Consider the following 19,841-nt stretch of genomic DNA (forward strand, 5'->3'; position numbering starts at 1 on the left):
AACATACAGACTTATCGGCATGAGAATGGGGGAGAAGAGATGAAACAGATAGGATTACCAAAGGCACAAGGTCTCTATCGTCCTGAATTTGAACATGATGCATGTGGGATCGGTTTATATGCTCATCTGAAGGGGAAACCTTCTCATGATATTGTCAAAAAAGGCCTTCACATGCTTTGTCAATTGGAGCACCGCGGCGGACAAGGAAGCGATCCAAAAACTGGAGACGGTGCAGGCATTATGGTTCAAATTCCGCACAATTATTTTAAAGTTGCTTGCGGACGAATGAACCTTCCAGAAAAAGGACGATATGGAGTCGGAATGGTCTTTTTGCCGAGTCGTGAACATGATCGGATACATTATGAAACAGAAATCAATAAAATCATTGAAAAAGAAGGACAAATATTATTAGGTTGGAGAACTGTGCCGGTAAATTCTGAAAAGATCGGTTGGCTTGCAAAAGAGAGCAAACCTTTCATCAGACAAGTATTTATTGGGGCGAGCGATGATATTCAAGACGAGCTTACTTTTGAGAGAAAGCTGTATGTTATTCGGAAACAAGCAGAACGTCTTGTTCAAAATAATGAATTTTATTTTGCAAGTTTATCAAGCCGGACAATTGTTTATAAAGGTCTCTTGACGCCTGAACAATTAGATGAATTTTATGTAGACTTGCAGGACGAGAGATTTCAATCAGCTTTTGCTCTAGTCCACTCCCGATTCAGCACCAATACGTTCCCAAGCTGGGAAAGAGCGCATCCAAACAGATATTTAATCCATAATGGCGAGATCAACACATTGCGCGGCAATGTGAATTGGATGGCTGCAAGGGAAAAGCTGTTTGTTTCAGACGTTTTCGGGGATGATTTGACAAAAATCACACCTATTTTAGATATGAACGGAAGCGATTCATCCATTTTAGACAACGCTTTTGAATTTTTTGTGCTGGCAGGAAAAAAGCTGGCGCATGCGGCGATGATGCTTATTCCTGAACCGTGGTTTTGGGATGATGAAATGGATGATGATAAGAAAGCATTTTATGAGTTTCACAGCTGTTTTATGGAGCCGTGGGACGGTCCAACGGCCATCTCGTTTACAGACGGAAAGCAGATCGGAGCTATTTTAGACCGCAATGGACTTAGACCAGCCCGCTACTATGTGACGAAAGATGATTACATTATTTTCTCATCAGAAGTCGGTGTGATTGATGTTGAACCGGAAAATGTGCTTTATAAAGACCGGTTGAGTCCAGGAAAAATGCTGTTGATTGACTTGGAAGAAGGAAGAATCATTTCTGATCAGGAAATCAAAGAAGAAATCGCCAAAGAAAAACCATATCGCCAGTGGATCAATGATCAGATGATTTCTATTTTCGACATCAATGTCCCTGAAGATGTTGAAAAGGTTGACGATCTAACCAAACTCCAAAAAGCGTTTGGTTATACGTATGAAGATGTTGAAAAAACAATTGCAGCGATGGTGATCGATGGAAAAGATCCGATCGGCGCAATGGGAAATGATACTCCTCTTGCAGTGCTGTCAGATCGCCCGCAAAGCTTGTTTAATTATTTTAAACAATTGTTTGCCCAAGTAACGAATCCTCCGATTGATGCGATTCGTGAATCGATCGTCACTTCTACGATGACACTGTTAGGAAAAGAAGGAAATATTCTCGATCCTGATCCATCAGCAGCACGACGCATTCGCTTAGAATCTCCAATTCTTTCGAATGAAGAACTCGCTGCTTTGAAAGATAATCCGTATCCTGAATTTAAATGCGTCACTTTGCCGGCTTTGTTTAAAGATGATTTGAAAAATGCATTAGATCAGCTCTTTCAAGCTGCTGATGAAGCGGTGGAAAACGGCGCCACACTTCTAGTTTTATCAGATCGCGGAGTAAATGAAGAATATGCAGCAATTCCAGCACTGCTTGCCGGAAGCGCTCTGCATCAATATATGGTGAAAAAAGGAACCCGCACGAAAGCAAGCATTATTGTTGAATGCGGAGAAGCGAGAGAAGTGCACCATTTTGCGGCTCTAATAGGATATGGTGTAGATGCGGTCAATCCTTATTTAGCTTTAGAAACAGTGCGAAATGCTGTTCAAAAGGGAACGATTCCATATTCATATAAAGAAGCAGTAAAAAGATTTAAAAAAGCGGTGACAGACGGGGTCGTCAAAGTCATGTCAAAAATGGGAATTTCTACGATTCAAAGCTACCGCGGAGCCCAAATTTTTGAAGCGGTCGGCATTGGAGAAGAAGTTATCGAGGAATACTTCACTGGAACAGCCTCGCAAATTGGAGGAATCGGATTAAAAGAAATTGAAAAAGAAGCGAAAATGCGTCATGCTCAAGGATTTAAAACAACTTATCGAGATGAAACGCTCGATCCAGGCAGCGAATTTCAATGGAGAAGAAACGGAGAACACCATGCATTCAATCCGAAAACGATCCATACGCTGCAATGGGCATGCCGGAAAAACGATTATAAGTTATTTAAAGAATACTCGAAGATGGCCAATGAAGAGCAAGTGACGTTTTTGCGCAACTTGTTTGAATTCAATGAATCTAGAAAACCGATTCCTATTGAAGAAGTTGAGCCGGTGGAATCGATCGTACGCCGCTTTAAAACAGGAGCAATGTCCTTCGGTTCCTTAAGCAAGGAAGCGCATGAAGCATTGGCGGTTGCGATGAACCGCATCGGTGGAAAAAGCAACAGCGGTGAAGGTGGAGAAGATCCGAACCGCTATGTTCCAGATGAAAATGGAGATTTGAAGCGAAGCGCCATAAAACAAGTAGCTTCCGGCCGCTTCGGCGTGAAAATCCATTATTTAGTCAATGCTGACGAGCTGCAAATTAAAATGGCTCAAGGAGCAAAGCCAGGTGAGGGCGGACAGCTGCCAAGCAAAAAGGTGTATCCTTGGATCGGAAAAGTTCGCGGCTCTACACCGGGTGTGGAATTGATTTCACCGCCTCCGCACCATGACATATATTCAATTGAAGACTTGGCGCAGCTTATTCATGATTTGAAAAACGCGAATAGAGATGCCCGAATCAGCGTCAAGCTTGTTTCAAAAGCTGGAGTAGGAACGATTGCTGCTGGAGTTGCGAAAGGTGCAGCGGACGTTATTACAATCAGCGGCTATGACGGCGGTACCGGGGCATCTCCAAAGACGAGCATTAAGCATGCCGGACTTCCGTGGGAGCTCGGCCTTAGTGAAACACATCAGACGCTTATGCTCAACGGATTGCGTGACCGAGTCGTTCTTGAAACAGACGGCAAGCTGATGACAGGCCGTGATGTTGTGATGGCGGCATTGTTCGGGGCAGAAGAATTTGGTTTTGCAACCGCTCCTCTAGTCGTTCTAGGATGTGTCATGATGCGTGTATGTCATCTTGATACATGTCCAGTCGGAGTGGCAACGCAAAATCCTGAACTTCGTGAAAAATTTATGGGCAAGCCAGAGCATGTTGTTAATTTCATGTATTTCATCGCGCAGGAAGTTCGCGAAATCATGGCAAGCCTCGGATTCCGAACTATTGATGAAATGGTTGGAAGAGTAGATGTATTGAAGGTTAGCGACCGTGCAAAAAAACATTGGAAAGCAAAGCATCTTGACCTATCCCGCTTGCTTTATCAAGTGGAGGGTCCGCGAACATTTGCACGTCCGCAAAACCATAAAATCGACCAGTCATTAGACGTGAACGAAGTATTGCCGAAAGTTGAAGAGGCAATTAAACGGAAAGAAAAAGTTGAACTCCATTTGAACATTAAAAATGTGAACCGCGTCGTTGGAACCATTACAGGCAGCGAAATTGCAAAACAATATGGCGAAGAGGGGCTGCCGGAAGATACGATCAATCTTCATTTCTACGGCTCAGCAGGTCAAAGCTTTGCTGCGTTTGTACCGAAAGGAATGACGATGACGCTTACTGGCGACGCCAATGATTACATTGGAAAAGGCTTATCCGGCGGAAAAGTAATTGTCCGTCACCCGAAAGAAGCATCTTTTGCATCAAGTGACAATGTCATTATTGGAAATGTGGCGTTCTACGGTGCAACGAGCGGTGAAGCATATATTCAAGGGCGAGCCGGCGAAAGATTTTGTGTAAGAAACAGCGGTGTGAATGCTGTTGTTGAAGGTGTCGGCGATCACGGTTGTGAATATATGACCGGAGGACGTGTTGTCATTCTCGGATCTGTCGGCAAAAACTTTGCAGCTGGTATGTCCGGAGGCATTGCTTACGTATTGGCGGATGATCAGGAGAAATTCAAACGAACAGCCAATAAGGAATTAGTGTTATTTGAATCTCTTGAAGATGAAGAAGAAATCCGCACTGTATATGACATGATTTCGAAGCATTTCCAATATACAGAAAGTCCAAAGGCCCGGCATATATTAGATCACTGGGAAGAGTATGTCGGAAGATTTATTAAAGTGATACCTAGAAACTACAAATTAATGATCAGCACGATTGAAAAAATGGAAAATTCAGGTCTTACGAAAGAAGAAGCTGTACTTGCAGCATTTGAAGCGGTTGCGAATGAGAAAACAACCGCCGGTGAACCATTCGCTTTACAGGCTGTTGCAAATTAACCTCATTGCACACCTAGTGAATGGATGAAAAGGAGGGGGAGACTCGTGGGAAAAGCAACAGGTTTTATGGAGTATGTACGCGAAGAAGAGAAAAAACGTGATCCGCTTTCCCGCCTTGATGATTGGAAGGAATATTCATTCCCGTTTTCAAATGAAACACTTGCCAGACAAGGTGCCCGCTGCATGGACTGCGGGACTCCTTTCTGTCATATGGGAATGGAGATTAACGGCTTAACATCAGGTTGTCCGATTCATAATTTAATCCCTGAATGGAATGATCTTGTTTATAGAGGTAGATGGAAGGAAGCGCTGGACCGTCTTTTAAAAACAAATAATTTTCCTGAATTTACCGGAAGGGTTTGCCCTGCACCGTGTGAAGGATCTTGTACGGTTGCGATTTCAGATCCTGCTGTTGCCATTAAAGGCATCGAGCGCGCAATAATCGATAAGGGCTTTGACGAAGGATGGGTTCAGCCGAGAATTCCTGAAAAGCGCACAGGTAAAAAAGTCGCTATTGTTGGGTCAGGTCCTGCCGGTCTGGCATGTGCGGATCAATTGAACCAAGCGGGACATTCCGTTACGGTTTATGAGCGGGCTGATCGAATCGGCGGGTTATTAATGTACGGTATTCCGAATATGAAGCTTGAGAAGGAAATTGTTGAAAGAAGAGTGCGTCTTTTAGAAGAAGAAGGAATTACGTTTATAACTAATACGGAAGTAGGCAAAGACATCACCGCTGATGAGCTTCGCTCCCAATATGATGCTGTTGTTTTATGCACAGGAGCGCAAAAGCAGCGTGATCTTGTGATTGAAGGAAGAGAATTAAACGGCGTGCACTTTGCGATGGATTATTTAACAGAAACGACGAAAAGCCTGCTCAATTCTAATTTTGCAGACAAAAAGTTTATTGATGCAAAAGATAAGCATGTCATCGTCATTGGCGGCGGTGATACAGGTGCTGACTGTGTAGCGACAGCATTGCGGCAAAAGTGTAAAAGCGTTGTGCAATTTGGTAAACATCCAGCCTTGCCGAAGGAGCGGGCGGAAGGCAATCCATGGCCTCAAGCTCCGCTGGTCTTTACGTTAGATTATGCATATGAGGAAGCGAAAAGCAAATTCGGACAGGATCCTCGTCAATTTTGCATCCAAACAAAGAAAATTGTCGGCGATGAAAATGGCAATGTAAAAGAATTGCATACGATTCAAATGGAAAAATCATTTGATGAAAACGGCAATGCGGTGTTTAAAGAAATACCCGGCACAGAAAAAGTATGGCCGTGCGATTTAGTCTTTATCGCAATCGGCTTTGAAGGGCCGGAACAGCCTGTTCTGAAGCAATTTGGCGTTGAAACGGTAAACCGGAAAGTGAACGCTCCGTACGGCAAATTTACAACAAATGTAGAAGGCGTATTTGCTGCAGGTGACGCAAGAAGAGGACAGAGCTTGATTGTCTGGGCGATTCATGAGGGAAGAGGTGCCGCAAGGGAAGTGGATCGCTTCTTAATGGGAGCGACGAATTTACCTTAAAATTATATTTTGAAATCCCGGGGCTGTCTAGAAAGTCCAATCGCCATTGAAAATAAAAATCATAAACACCGATATATCAACGTTTCTAAAACATTAATGGGGGTCGTCAATAAGCCGTAAAAACGACTTATTAGACACCCCCTTTCCTTTATTTTTAAAGCATTTGCATAGCAGGCAGCAAGAAATGCCAGCTTCATTCAGCTCTGTCCGCCCATTCAAAAGAACAAGGGAGCCTCTTTTATTTATGTATGGTACAATGATATTGGGTGATGTGTATGAGCCGCGTTATTTTGCATATTGATATGAATAGTTTTTACGCATCTGTTGAGGCTGCCTTTGATCCGTCGTTAAAAGGGCTGCCGCTTGCGATAGCCGGCAACCCGGAGGAGAGGAAAGGAATTGTTGTGACTTGCAGCTATGAAGCTAGAGCGTTTGGGGTAAAGACGACCATGCCAGTATGGGAGGCAAAGAAGCTTTGCCCGAATTTAATTGTCAAAAAGCCCCGTTTTGATCGTTATCGAAAAGCATCGAAAGCAATGTTTGCGATTTTATGTTCATACACACCGATTGTAGAGCCGGTTTCTATAGACGAAGGATATATGGATGTCACAGACGTCGCAAGACATCCGCTCGATCTGGCAAAAGAAATTCAACAGCGGCTTCTTGATGAGTTGGAGCTGCCGTCCAGCATCGGAATTGCCCCGAATAAATTTTTGGCTAAAACAGCTTCTGATATGAAAAAGCCTTTAGGCATAACGGTTTTAAGGAAGAGGGATATTAAAGAGAAATTGTGGCCTCTTGATGTAGAAGAGATGCATGGCGTAGGGGCGAAAACAGCTGAAAAATTAAAGAAGATCGGAATTCGGACAATCGGTGACCTTGCAAGAGGAAACGACGTTCAACTAGAAAAAATAATTGGCATTAATGGATTAAGGTTAAAAGAAAAAGCAAACGGCATTGACCATCGCCCGGTTGATCCATCGTCCGTTTATGATTTTAAAAGCGTCGGAAATCAGATGACGCTGCCCGAAGATGCAACAAATGAAGAAGAGTTAAAGAATGCCCTGAAAAGTTTGGCGAAATCGGTAAGTCTCCGATTGAAGAAAAAAGAGGCGGTAGCGACAAAAGTTGCAGTGATGCTTCGCTATAAAGACCGGACGACTGTAACAAAAAGTATGAAATTAGAAAACCCAACCGATGATGAAAGAACAATTTTCCAGCATGCTTTGATTGTTTTTCAAAAGCTGTGGAAAAATGAGCCTGTGCGCCTGCTCGGCATAACAGGGCAGGATGTGATGCACAAAAAAAATGCTTTTAAACAGCTTGATCTATTTACTTTTGAAGAAGAAGCGAAAAATGAACCGCTCCATCAGGCGATAGAAAAATTGTCTGAAAAATATGGAGAAGGAATTATCAAAAAAGGACTGAGCATGCATAAAGAGATTGATTCTTTCGGCTCGAGCTTCGGGAAAGATTTTTTCTTTAAATAAGTTTTTTAAGCCTGTACTTTGTATATGGCTTTGACTTGAAAACAATCTATTAATTATGGTATTTTCAGTTCTGTAGAATAGTTATTCGAAATAGAAAGGGACGTATTCATATGTCAAAACAGCAAATAGGTGTTATCGGATTAGCAGTAATGGGAAAAAATTTAGCATTGAATATTGAAAGCAGAGGCTACAGCGTTTCTGTCTACAACCGTTCTTCAGAAAAAACAGACGAAATGCTAAAAGAAGCAGCAGGAAAAAAAATCGTCGGAACGTATAGTATAGAGGAATTTGTCAATTCTCTTGAAAAGCCTCGAAAAATTTTACTGATGGTTAAAGCGGGTGCTGCGACTGATGCAACTATTGAACAGCTTCTTCCATATCTCGATGAAGGAGATATTTTAATTGACGGCGGAAATACATATTATAAAGATACTCAACGCCGCAGCAAACAGCTCGCTGAACGCGGCATCCATTTCATTGGCACAGGGGTTTCCGGCGGGGAAGAAGGAGCTTTAAAAGGCCCTTCCATCATGCCGGGAGGACAAAAAGAGGCTCATGAGCTTGTGCGTCCAATTTTTGAAGCGATCGCCGCTAAGGTAAATGGTGAGCCGTGCACCACCTACATTGGTCCAGACGGAGCAGGACATTACGTAAAAATGGTGCATAACGGCATTGAATACGGAGATATGCAATTAATTTCCGAAGCTTACTTCATTTTAAAACATGTTCTAGGGTTAAATGCTCAAGAGCTTCATGAAGTGTTTGCTGAATGGAATAAAGGAGAGCTCGACAGCTATTTAATTGAAATTACAGCAGATATTTTCACAAAAATCGATGAAGAAACAGGAAAACCGCTTGTCGATGTCATTCTTGACACCGCCGGGCAAAAAGGAACAGGAAAATGGACAAGCCAAGACGCTCTCGATTTAGGAATCCCTCTTCCGATCATTACTGAATCGGTATTTGCCCGTTTTATTTCCGCCATGAAGGAAGAGCGTGTTAAAGCAAGCAAACTGTTGAGCGGACCGAATGTACGGCCTTATGAAGGAAGCAAGGAAGAACTCATTGAAGCCGTTCGCAAAGCGCTGTACATGAGCAAAATTTGTTCTTATGCTCAAGGGTTTGCGCAAATGAAAGCAGCAAGCGAAGAGTATAATTGGAATTTAAAATACGGCGATATTGCCATGATCTTCCGCGGCGGCTGCATCATCCGCGCAGCGTTTTTGCAAAAAATCAAAGACGCTTACGATCGCGACCCTGATCTTCCAAACCTACTGTTGGACCCTTATTTTAAAGAAATTGTTGAAAGCTATCAGGGAGCTTTACGACAAGTTATTGCGATTGCCATCGAAAGAGGAATTCCAGTGCCGTGCTTCTCTGCCGCTCTTGCTTATTATGACAGCTACCGCACTGAAACATTGCCGGCAAACTTAATTCAAGCACAGCGCGATTATTTCGGCGCTCATACGTATCAGCGCGTTGACAAAGAAGGCATCTTCCATACAGATTGGCTGAATAAATAACGATAAAAAGCATCGGTTTTAACCGATGCTTTTTCATTTCGCCATGATTCCTTTCTCGTGAGCACCGTTCTGCTATTTTTCATTTTGAAAAAGAAAAAATTTTTCTTGATAAAAAGTTCGAATCAACAATGGGATTATGTTGTCTCCTCTTTAAATATAGAGGGAAATGTTAAAAATTAACATAAAGTAGGGTTGAAAAAGATGATTCAAGTTGCGGATTTAAAAAAGTCGTATCGGGCGAAAATGGAAATATTAAAAGGAGTTCAATTTACATTAGAACCAAATAATATCTATTGTCTATTAGGGAGGAATGGTGCGGGAAAAACGACATTGATGAAAATTTTGTCCGGCATTCTAGCTTATGATTCCGGCACGATTATAATAAAAGATAACAAAAAGCTTAATGAGCTTGTTCATTATGTTTCAGAGAAGCCAATTTTTCTAGATTTTTTATCTGGCTTTGACAACTTAGATTTTATTAAAAAAATCTATCATTTGAATATGTCGAAAGATGAATTGGAAAGGTTTTGTGAAGAACAAGGAATTCAGTCGTTTATCCACGAACTGGTCATCAATTATTCACATGGAATGAAGCACCAGCTGGCTTTAGCCGTTGCTTTTTTAATAAAACCGAAGGTATTGCTGTTGGATGAGCCGCTAGTATCTTTAGACCCGATTAACATTGCTGAAACTTATAAGAAGCTCATTTCTTATGCCAGAAGGGGAAATATTGTTCTTCTTTCCACGCATATGATCCCGATCGCCATAAATTGGCCGATGAAATATTATTGCTGAAAAACGGGAAAATTCATCAAGTTACCAATCAATACAGCGAAAGCGAACTGGAACATTATGTGTTAAATCAAATATAATAATATTTTTGCTAGATGCTTCAGCTATTTCAAAATCGATGCCGTTAATTATGCTGTCGGGCTTAAAACAGCAATTATTGTCAAGACCGAAAAAATCACCGATTTATCATTCTCCAGAAAGATCTCATTGATCCTTTTATTGGGAGCCTCTTTTCCCGTAATCGACAGCTTCAAAGGGCTGAACGTTGCAGCCCTAATTGTTTTGGGGAGAATTCACCAGTATGCTGTAAAATCTCCATATAATTATAAAGAAAAGGATATATCCAAAAAAAGAATAGAAATGATTCCAATTAGAAGAATGGATAAACACGCCCGCTCGTTCAGCCGCTTGTTCAAAAATGCAGGCTAAAATACCAATTAAGCAAAGTAGGATTGGGCGAACAAAAGGACGGATTTTATGCATGACGATTAAAAATGAGGCGGTGATAATAGGTAGAATGACGAGCGTAAACAAGATGTTAATAGAGAAGATTTTCGGGAACAATCGTTTTGGAAAGGCGTAAAATCTGCATTCAACAAAAATCAAATCTAAGTATGTTCCAAGTAAAGAGGCAAAAAGTGCTGCAGCAAGTAAAGCAATGTTATTCCTTTCTAAGAAAAATTGCTTTTTTCGCCATGATGGTAAGTTCAATTTTTTCGATTGTTTTACAATAATCTTCATAAATATCCCCGCCTGAAAATGTTTCTTCTTTTAAATAGTGGATGACCTTCCAATCATGGAACCAATCTTCACTGACCGCGTCTTCGTGTTTGATATTTTCCCAAGCGAATTTTAATTGAGGGCTGTAAATGCGCGGCTCTCCTTTTTTCAACTCGCACTTTTTTGTCCTTCGTTTATAGATTGTGCCTGGCAATGATTCTTTCACATGATGAAAGAGGTGCCCCCAGTAATCTGCTCTCGAACCTGTATGCTTATTTTTTTTTGCCCAACGCAGCACTCCTTGTAAAACGTTCTCTTGGTGAAAAAGCAAAGAATATAAACGTTTACCTAACATAATTCGTTCATGAAGCGATGCAAAATGCTGCAGCGTCGCTCCGATTAAAGCAGGCTTTGTTTCATTTTCAACATACGGAAAGATGATGTGATTAAATCGCAAAAAATCATAAAGCTTGAAACCAATCGTGTTTAATACGGTCTTTTGAAAATGATGATTTTGAATAACATGTTTTTCTAAATAGTTTTGTTCATTGATGACCGTTGCGATTGCCAGTAGATAATAGTTTCTGTTTTCCCAATAGTGATTCCAGATTGTTTCCATAAATGTTGATACGTTTAAATAGGGGAGGAGGTAAAATAAGTTTCGTTTCATGCGCAAGCTGTGGTGATAAAGTAAAAATTGCGGGAATACATCTTGAAAGATTAACCAATTTCCACGTTCTAAAAATAAAAAGTAGTTTTTTTGCTCCTTTTCTGATATTAGCCTTGTTAACAAGTCTCCTTTTAAATCGGTCATATGCCATCCTCCATTCCGGGAAACCATATGTCCTAAGAGCGCCCAATGGATGTCTGGATGCCTGATATAAAAATTTAAATATGCAGCTGTTCTAGTTACGTTGTTAGCGTTGAGTGTATTTGTCACGTTCACAATGGAATCAATGATGTTTTGTTCCCATGTTTGTAATGGAGGCATAGGCTGATTTACGTTACATTTCATTTTTTCGACGAGATCTTCCTTAATTTTCAAAAGCTGTTGACCGATCAATTTATTGTTGTTCAACCATGGAAAGACCATCCTATTCCTCCCTCATCGAATAGCTTCCATAAAAGCTGAATATGTATAGGAATAAGCTAAAACTTACTACATGAAGTGGTGGTGAATAGGATGAAACAACGAATTGAAGCTGAAATCAATCGATTGGCGGAATTAATCCTAAAGAGGCAAAATTTTGACGGTGCTTGGGATTTCCCATTTGAAACGGGTATTGCCACAGATTGTTATATGATTATCTTATTACGAACATTGGAAATTCATGATGAACAATTCATTCAATCACTCGTTGACAGGATATTAAGTAAACAGGAGAAAAACGGAGCATGGAAGCTGTTTTACGATGAAGAGAAGGGAAATCTATCTACAACAGTTGAAGCATACTATGCTTTACTTTATTCGGGATTCATCGATCAAAACAATACAAACATGCGACTAGCTAGGAAGTTTATCATAAACCATGGTGGCATTGGAAAAGTAAATATGTTTACGAAAGTCATGCTTGCTTTAACGGACCAAATCAAATGGCCTAAATCCTTTCATCTGCCGATCGAATTCATTTTATTTCCAACTACTTTTCCTGTAAATTTTTTTGACTTTTCCGTTTATGCAAGAGCCAATTTAATACCAATATTGATTGCTGCTGATCGAAAGTTTAGTATAAAGACAAAGCATACTCCTGACTTATCAGACTTATATGTTCATAGAAATGAAGACCTTTGGGACTTGGACTCTTCTGAATGGCGTTCTTTTTTTTCGTTTATATATGACGGCATGAAACAATTAGTAGGTATTCCTTTTGAGCTTCATCGATTGGCATTACATCGAGCAGAACAATATATGTTAAATCGAATTGAACAAGATGGTACCTTTTATAGCTACTTTAGTTCAACATTTTTAATGATTTTTGCTCTGATGGCTCTAGGATATTCGAAAAAGCATCCAGTTATTGTTCGGGCTGTTCAAGGGCTAAAGTCAATGAAGACAACAATAGATGGACACACTCATATTCAATACACGACGGCAACTGTTTGGAATACGGCATTATTAAGCTATTCATTACAAGAAGCTGGTGTACCATCTGCGTCAGCTTCTATTCAAAGGGGGCTGTCCAAAAAGTCAGGGTAACTGACTTTTTGGAGCCCCTCATTTTTTCACTTTTTAAAAAAAATGCACAAAAAAATCGTCCTTTCTAGTAAAATGAAGTTACCACACAACATTACAGAAAGGACGATTTTTTATGAGCAATCAAATGATTACTCGTGAAAATTATAACACACAAATGACACTTCCTCTAGATGGAAAAGAAGAAAAAACTCCTGCCAAAAGAAATTTAGCCCCTACTTTCAAACCATATGACAACCGTCAAGTTCAAATGATTTATGATATTGAATCTCTTATACCCGAACATCACGTGGCACGTGTCGTGGACGAAATGGTGGAGGCGATACCAGATAAACAATTGTTTTCTCATTATAAAGGCGGCGGCAGAAGTTCCTATCATCCCAAAATGATGCTGAAAATCATTCTGTATGCTTATTCTCAAAAGGTTTATTCCTGCCGAGGAATCGAAAAACTCGTTAAAGAAAATATTCCTGCCATGTGGCTTTCAGCGATGCAACAACCAGATTTTCGCACCATTAATGAGTTCCGAGGGGAACGGATGAAAGCTTTCATGGATGAGCTCTTTGAAGTCATGATTCTCAAATTGATAAAAGAACATTACATCACGATGGAAAACTACTTTTTGGATGGCACTAAGATCGAAGCCAATGCCAATAAGTATTCTTTTGTGTGGAAAAAATCCACTTTGAAATTCGAAGAGAAATTAAAAGAAAAAATCCAAGAAACACTAAAGCACATTCATGAATTAACCCAATTAGAAGCCGGAACAGGGCAAAAGGAAAGCGATCAACATACAGAGATCACCGAACAAAACATGGAGGAAATCGCAAAAGAAATAGAAGAAAAAGTTGAAACGCTAACGGAAGAAATCGAAAAGGAGACCGATACATCCATTCGGAAAGAGAAGCGAAAAAAACGCAGTCAATTAAAGAAATCGGTGAAACAAATTCGTGAAGATTTCCTGCCCCGAATGGCAAGATACAAGGAACAAAAGGAAATGTTCGGTGACCGTAACAGCTACTCGAAAACAGACAAAGACGCAACCTTCATGCGCATGAAAGAAGACCATATGAAAAACGGTCAGCTCAAGCCCGGATACAACGTGCAAATGGGGACAGAGAATCAGTTTATCTTGTTTTATACCATTCATCAACGACCGACCGATACACGTTGCTTTATCCCACATATGGAGAAGCTAGCCTCCAGTTCATTACCGATGCCCAAAACGGTCATTGCGGATGCAGGCTATGGTAGTGAAGAAAACTATGTATATGCAGTTGGTGATGAGAAAGAGCCCCGTTTTGAGTTTCTAATTCCTTATGGGAGCTATGTAAAAGAACAAACACGTACATACAAAAAAGACATTAAAAATGCCAAAAACTGGACCTATTGTGAAGAGGATGATTGTTTTATTTGCCCGAATGGAAGGAGAGTAACGTTTAAAAAATACCAAAACAAAAAGAATCCATCTGGCTATGAACAAAGCTTCAAAATATACGAATGTGAAGATTGTACCGATTGCCCATTGAAAGCGAAATGCACAAAAGCGAAGGGAAATCGTCAAGTTCACTGGAATCCCATCTTCGAAGAAATGAAAGCAAAGGCCAAAACAGCCCTTGAATGTGAAGAGAAAGCCGCCATCTACGCTCGACGCAAAGTCGAGGCAGAAAGTGTGTTCGGTCACATCAAGGGCAATCGGTCGTTCCGCAGATTTTCTTTGCGGGGCCTCGACAAGGTACATGTTGAGTTTGGGATTGTGGCATTAGCCCACAACATACTGAAAGTAGCCGGCATCCGCCAGCTACTTTCAGATAAAAATCGAAAAAATATAAAAGCAAGTGGAGAGAAACGAATTGTTTTTCTCCACTTGCTTCATTTTAGGGACTTATCGGACAGCCCCTTCTCGCCAGCACTATCTATATGGTGATTGGGCTGTTCATAATCCGTATCAAATACCGGGGGGATGGGGATTTTCAAATATTAATACGATGAATCCGGATATTGATGATACAACAGCGGCTTTACGCGCGTTGCGAAAAGAAGCATTAAATAATCGCTCCTTTTGGGATCGAGGAATGAAATGGCTCCTGTCTATGCAAAACGATGATGGAGGCTGGGGATCGTTCGAAAAAAATGTCAATAAGTCATCGCTATCTTGGCTTCCGATAGAAGGCGGGGAAAAAATGCTTCTTGACCCATCAACGCCTGATTTAACGGGAAGAACGTTGGAGTTTTTAGGGAATTTTACACGATCAAGCTACAATCAAACGTTTATAAAGCAAGGGGTAAAGTGGCTTTTAAAAAATCAACGAAGCGATGGTTCTTGGTATGGACGATGGGGAATTTGTTATATTTATGGATCATGGTGTGCATTAACAGGCTTAATCGCAGTAAAGGTGAGAAGAGATCACCCTGCCGTACGAAAGGCTGTGAAATGGTTATACTCCATTCAAAATGACGATGGGGGCTGGGGAGAGTCTTGTAAAAGTGATATACAGAAAAAATTTATCCCTTTACCAGCTAGTACTAGAGTGCATACTGCGTGGGCATTAGACGCTTTGGCAGCGGCAGAAGAAACGGTTACACCACAAATGAATCAAGCAGTGAACTATTTATTAAATTCAAAAGATGAAAATTCATGGACAATCACATACCCAAAAGGTCAAGGCTTACCTGGCGGATTTTACATTCATTATCCAAGCTATGAATATATTTTTCCTTTGCTGGCATTGGCTCATTTTGTAAAGAAATGGTGATTAGAGGATGGAAATTTGTATGCAAAAAGCTACGGCCGTAACATTTTTGATAATTAATTTTTAACCTTTTTACCGAAAAATAGTAGAACGATGTTTCAATCGAAAGCTATCCTCATTTAAAGTGAAATTCGCGAGACTCCTAAAAAAGCGATCAGTGTAAGACAAAAGCTATGAATTATTTCCCTATGAGGAGTCATACATGAGAAATTTATGAAAAATAAAAAGGAAATCGCACTAGTTTATAATAATATTAATAGATATAAGGCTTGTAGATTATCAAAATATTTAATCGGATTAACTGTAAACGGTTACAATTTATTTGAGCTAAAGGTGAAATATATGTCAAACAAAAGATGGACATTAACTTTTTTATTCTTAATTATTTTGTTTCTATATGTTTTTATTCAATTTATATGGACGTCAAAGCAGATGGAAGAGACAGTGGAAGCTCTTGACAAAAGGGTTTCCCTACATGAAGAACCTCCGCATTTTATTCTTATTGCTCAAGAATTCGATAATCCATACTGGCGGAAAGTAGAAAAAGGTGCTCAGGATGCTGCAAAAAAGTTTCAAGTAGAAGTTGAATATGTCGCTCCGTTACGAACAAGTATTGAAGAACAGATTAAGCTATTAGAAAAAGCAATTGCTTCTAAAGTAGATGGAATCATTGTTCAAAGTTTGGATGAAGAAACATTTACTCCCATCATTAATAAAGCAATATCCAAAAATATTCCAATTATCACAATTGATACAGATGCTAAAGCGAGCCGTCGTCTTTCCTATGTAGGGACAGACAATTTTGCAGCTGGTCAATTGCTTGGGAAAACCGTGGTAGATATGACAACAGGGCAGCATAAAATTGGGGTTATTATTGGGAGTGAATCATCTGACAATCAACAGGAGCGGCTAGATGGTTTTTTGTCAGTTATTAAACAACATCCAAGGTTAGAAGTAGTGGAAGTCCAAGCATCCAATATTTCAAGAATACAAGCGTCCATTCAAGCTGATATTATGTTAAGAAAATATCCCGATATTTCAGTGATGGTTGGGACAAGTGCTTTAGATGCAATTGGTATGACAGTGGCTGTGAAAAATTTGCAACGATCCGATATTCAAATTTTTGGATTTGATGACGTCGAAGAAACATTATTGGCAATAAAAAAAGGAGAGATTACAGCGACTATCATTCAAAAACCATATGAAATGGGTTTTATTGCTGTTCAATTAATGTCCAAGCATTTGCAAGGACAACCTATTCCAAACGTATATTTTACTTCAAGCAAAAAAGTAGATGCATCAAACGTACAAATGGAGGTAACACCGTGAATATACGGACAAAATTGTTTATCTTTATTCCATTGCTCGTCATTTTACTCAATACTATAGCATTTTTTATTTTTGATAGTGGAAAAAAAGTTCAAAAGAGCTATGACTTCATGGTCCATCGTATTTACTTATACAAACAAATTTCCAATGAAACTCAAGAAAATCTTCGCTATTTAAGCAGCTATCTCATATATCAAGACAAAGAAAATCTTAACTTGCTAATTAAACATAAAGCTAATTTAGAAGCTCTGCAAAATAATTTAAGCAACAATTCGGCCAGTAATGCTTTAGTAGTTGATAATTACAAAAATATGATCAATACTTTTCTCCAACTGGAAGAAGCTATTTTAACAAACTTAAAAGAAAAAAAATTTCTGGATCAAGCTGATCAATTCAAAGAAATAGAAAGAGTTGCTTCTTTCATTCGGGAGGATAGCCAACAACTAGTAGACATGGAATTGAGTGAATACCAGCCTGTGTATAATAGTATGTTGGCAATTAACGAAAATATGAATAAATGGGGAGGAAGTTTGTTTATTGTAACCACAGCATTAAGTATCGTATTTGCTATCTGGCTGTCTCGAAGTATCGTCATTCCCATTCAGCAGCTTGTTCAAACAGCTAAACAAGTCGCTGCGGGAGACTTAAATACGAACGTGCCGATATACCAGCCAAATGATGAGGTTGGGGTACTAGGAAAAGTGTTTAATCAGATGATTGAAAATTTACGAAAATTAATCTCTAAAAATATGGAAATACTAGAAAAAGAAAAATTAATGAGAGAATTAGAGTTAAAAGCACTTCAAAGTCAAATTAACCCGCACTTTTTATTTAACACATTAAATGTGATCTCAAAGCTTGCATATATTGAAGGAGCTGAAAAAACGAGTGAACTAACCATTTCTACTTCCAATTTATTACGATATAATTTGCGGAAATTAAACGAACCTGTCATGCTGCGTGAAGAAATTGAAAATGCAAAAGAGTATTTTGCCATACAAAAAGCACGATTTCGTGACCGTATTTCATTTCAAATGGAGATTGATAATCATTGTTTAGACCAATCAATACCTGCACTTACGATTCAGCCTTTGCTTGAAAATGCTTTTGTCCACGGGATCGAATCAATGGAATCAGGAGCTGTTATTGAGTTAAGCGTCAAAGAAAAAGAAGGAAGAGTGTTGGTGAAAATTTCGGATAATGGTGTAGGGATGGATGAAAAGATTGTGAAAACAATACTCGAGTCACCATCTTTTTCAATTAAAAAATCAACAGGACATTCAACAGGATTAGGAATGGAAAATGTGTTTCGACGTTTGCGATTATTTTACCAAGTACATGATATCGTGGATATTAAAAGCAAGCAAGGTCGCGGCACCACGATTTTGTTGTCATTACCAAGAGTAAGGGGGGAAAAGATGCATGTATAAACTTCTCATTGCAGATGATGAACCTCTAGAGCGTGAAGGGTTAGAATTGATGATTCAAAAATGTTTGCCCAATCAATTTCAAATTTTTCATGCTGAAAATGGCCGATTGGCGATACAACAGATGGAAAAGCATCAGCCGGAAATTATATTTATGGATTTAAAAATGCCTGGTATTCAAGGACTGGAGGCGATTGAAGAAATAAAAAAACAAAATCCTAAGATTAAAATCATTATATTAACTGCATTTGATTATTTTTCCTATGCAAAAGAAGCCATTGAACTCGGTGTGAATGATTATATTTTAAAACCAGCTAAAAAAGAGAAAATTGTCTCTGTGTTGAAAAAATGTATATCAGAATTAGAAGAAGAATTGTTAAATCGTGAGAAGGAACTGAAAATGAAAGAAAAGCTGGGACACCTTTTTTCAATTAGTGAATCCGAATGTGCCCTAATGATTATGATGGATGCAGTATCAGAAACAGACGTGGATGAATTGCTTTCTCTGTTAAAAATCCCTCACCGAACTAGTGTAGCCTTTGTCATTGAATTTTCCGATATAAAGATGGAAGAGAAACAAGATTTATACCAAATTGTCAAAAGGTATATGAAAAATAAACAAGAGTGTATATGCAGTCCTTTAATCGATCATCGTATGACGATATTTTCGTTTCGTTCCGATCAGGACATGACGAGAAATCAATGGATTACTCTTTCCATGAAATGGTTGAAGGAAATCGAAAAACGAACAAACAAAAAAATTAAAATAGGAATTGGTACTTTGCAAAAGGATATTCAAGGCTTTAAAAAGTCATATCAAGAAGCTCTTCTGGCTGTAACATCTCAACCGTATTTTGGACGGGTAAAACATATTTCAGAAGTAGAGGCTGCACACGATTCAGACAAGAAAGAAAAGAATCGAGCTTTACTAAATTCAGAGAATACGAAGGGACTAGATATAGCACTTCAATTTATTTCTGATCATTTTCACGAAGATATTACACTAGAGGAAGTCGCTCAATTGATGAATTTTCATCCACACTATTTTAGTAAACGATTTAAACAGGAAACGGGCCAAACGTTCTCTGATTTTTTAACACACATGCGTATTGAAAAAGCGAAAGAACTGATGAAACAATACCACCTTAACGTAAAAGAAATCTCTTATTATGTTGGTTATAACGATCCTAACTATTTTAGCCGAGTTTTTAAAAAAGTTACAAAAATGACGCCAAAAGAGTATCGAAACCAACTGCAGAAAAATAAATGATAAATTCGATCACTTCTCCTATACGTGCAGGAGGGGTGATCTTTTTTTAGCACTTTTTTGACAAATATTAAAAGAATCCTATTTTGGTAGTCAGTAAAATTTTTACAGGTGAAAAATGTCCCTTTATAAGTCGAAAAAGTGAAGGAAATAAGAAAGAAATCGTTTTCATATGCGTGATAGGCTTAAAAATGAAAGCGTAAACATTACGAGGGGGGTT

Annotated in this window: 13 protein-coding genes; 11 read left to right on the top strand and 2 right to left on the bottom strand. The window is 39.3% G+C overall.

The features are described from left to right. Positions 1–39: 39 nt before the first annotated feature. From gltB to NSQ61_RS03220, 5 genes are all read left to right on the top strand, one after another. Entirely contained in the window at positions 40–4,599 is a 4,560-nt protein-coding gene (gene gltB / locus NSQ61_RS03200; RefSeq protein WP_340806007.1) for a glutamate synthase large subunit, read from the top strand. A gap of 45 nt (positions 4,600–4,644) precedes the next feature. After that, positions 4,645–6,126 carry a glutamate synthase subunit beta gene (locus NSQ61_RS03205; RefSeq protein WP_063388146.1) on the top strand — a complete coding sequence of 494 codons (1,482 nt, stop codon included), beginning with the start codon at positions 4,645–4,647 and terminating at the stop codon, positions 6,124–6,126. A gap of 269 nt (positions 6,127–6,395) precedes the next feature. After that, complete coding sequence (locus NSQ61_RS03210; RefSeq protein ID WP_066247697.1) at positions 6,396–7,616, top strand: DNA polymerase IV; 1,221 nt, start codon at positions 6,396–6,398, stop codon at positions 7,614–7,616. Between the two features lie 110 nt (positions 7,617–7,726). Continuing rightward, the gene (gene gndA, locus NSQ61_RS03215) at positions 7,727–9,139 is read left to right on the top strand and encodes an NADP-dependent phosphogluconate dehydrogenase (protein WP_063388147.1); all 1,413 of its coding nucleotides are present in this window, start codon (positions 7,727–7,729) and stop codon (positions 9,137–9,139) included. A gap of 201 nt (positions 9,140–9,340) precedes the next feature. After that, the gene (locus NSQ61_RS03220) at positions 9,341–9,934 is read left to right on the top strand and encodes an ABC transporter ATP-binding protein (protein ID WP_340806009.1); all 594 of its coding nucleotides are present in this window, start codon (positions 9,341–9,343) and stop codon (positions 9,932–9,934) included. Between the two features lie 270 nt (positions 9,935–10,204). Here NSQ61_RS03220 and NSQ61_RS03225 read toward each other — a convergent pair whose 3' ends face one another. Continuing rightward, a complete protein-coding gene (locus NSQ61_RS03225; RefSeq protein WP_066247629.1) occupies positions 10,205–10,672 on the bottom strand; it encodes a CBO0543 family protein in 468 nt (155 codons plus the stop codon). Beyond that, the gene (locus NSQ61_RS03230; RefSeq protein WP_340806011.1) at positions 10,593–11,744 is read right to left on the bottom strand and encodes a DUF2515 family protein; all 1,152 of its coding nucleotides are present in this window, start codon (positions 11,742–11,744) and stop codon (positions 10,593–10,595) included. Before NSQ61_RS03230 ends, NSQ61_RS03225 begins: the two co-directional genes overlap by 80 nt. Before the next feature lie 90 nt (positions 11,745–11,834). Here NSQ61_RS03230 and NSQ61_RS03235 point away from each other — a divergent pair, with 90 nt between their 5' ends. From NSQ61_RS03235 to NSQ61_RS03260, 6 genes are all read left to right on the top strand, one after another. Next, positions 11,835–12,848 carry a hypothetical protein gene (locus tag NSQ61_RS03235; RefSeq protein WP_340806013.1) on the top strand — a complete coding sequence of 338 codons (1,014 nt, stop codon included), beginning with the start codon at positions 11,835–11,837 and terminating at the stop codon, positions 12,846–12,848. 154 nt (positions 12,849–13,002) lie between these two features. Then, a complete protein-coding gene (locus NSQ61_RS03240; protein WP_445659455.1) occupies positions 13,003–14,772 on the top strand; it encodes an IS1182 family transposase in 1,770 nt (589 codons plus the stop codon). Beyond that, on the top strand, positions 14,699–15,601 hold the full coding sequence (locus NSQ61_RS03245; protein WP_445659445.1) for a hypothetical protein: 903 nt from the start codon (positions 14,699–14,701) through the stop codon (positions 15,599–15,601). Before NSQ61_RS03240 ends, NSQ61_RS03245 begins: the two co-directional genes overlap by 74 nt. Positions 15,602–15,811: 210 nt before the next feature. After that, positions 15,812–16,927, top strand: a complete 1,116-nt coding sequence (locus tag NSQ61_RS03250; protein ID WP_242513817.1) for a sugar-binding protein — start codon at positions 15,812–15,814, stop codon at positions 16,925–16,927. Further along, entirely contained in the window at positions 16,924–18,357 is a 1,434-nt protein-coding gene (locus NSQ61_RS03255) for a sensor histidine kinase (RefSeq protein ID WP_144596820.1), read from the top strand. The genes NSQ61_RS03250 and NSQ61_RS03255 overlap by 4 nt, the downstream gene beginning before the upstream one ends. Continuing rightward, positions 18,350–19,624: a response regulator gene (locus NSQ61_RS03260; protein WP_340806018.1), complete on the top strand. Its 1,275-nt coding sequence runs from the start codon at positions 18,350–18,352 to the stop codon at positions 19,622–19,624. Before NSQ61_RS03255 ends, NSQ61_RS03260 begins: the two co-directional genes overlap by 8 nt. Positions 19,625–19,841: the final 217 nt, after the last annotated feature.

It is taken from the genome of Aeribacillus sp. FSL K6-1121 (genome assembly GCF_038003725.1).
GTDB lineage: Bacteria > Bacillota > Bacilli > Bacillales > Aeribacillaceae > Aeribacillus > Aeribacillus composti.

Coding starts and splice junctions, on each gene's coding strand:
- gltB (WP_340806007.1), top strand. CDS start 40: ATGAAACAGATAGGATTACCAAAGGCACAAGGTCTCTATCGTCCTGAA.
- NSQ61_RS03210 (WP_066247697.1), top strand. CDS start 6,396: ATGTGTATGAGCCGCGTTATTTTGCATATTGATATGAATAGTTTTTAC.
- gndA (WP_063388147.1), top strand. CDS start 7,727: ATGTCAAAACAGCAAATAGGTGTTATCGGATTAGCAGTAATGGGAAAA.
- NSQ61_RS03220 (WP_340806009.1), top strand. CDS start 9,341: ATGATTCAAGTTGCGGATTTAAAAAAGTCGTATCGGGCGAAAATGGAA.
- NSQ61_RS03225 (WP_066247629.1), bottom strand. CDS start 10,672: ATGAAGATTATTGTAAAACAATCGAAAAAATTGAACTTACCATCATGG.
- NSQ61_RS03230 (WP_340806011.1), bottom strand. CDS start 11,744: ATGGTCTTTCCATGGTTGAACAACAATAAATTGATCGGTCAACAGCTT.
- NSQ61_RS03235 (WP_340806013.1), top strand. CDS start 11,835: ATGAAACAACGAATTGAAGCTGAAATCAATCGATTGGCGGAATTAATC.
- NSQ61_RS03240 (WP_445659455.1), top strand. CDS start 13,003: ATGACACTTCCTCTAGATGGAAAAGAAGAAAAAACTCCTGCCAAAAGA.
- NSQ61_RS03250 (WP_242513817.1), top strand. CDS start 15,812: ATGAAAAATAAAAAGGAAATCGCACTAGTTTATAATAATATTAATAGA.
- NSQ61_RS03260 (WP_340806018.1), top strand. CDS start 18,350: ATGTATAAACTTCTCATTGCAGATGATGAACCTCTAGAGCGTGAAGGG.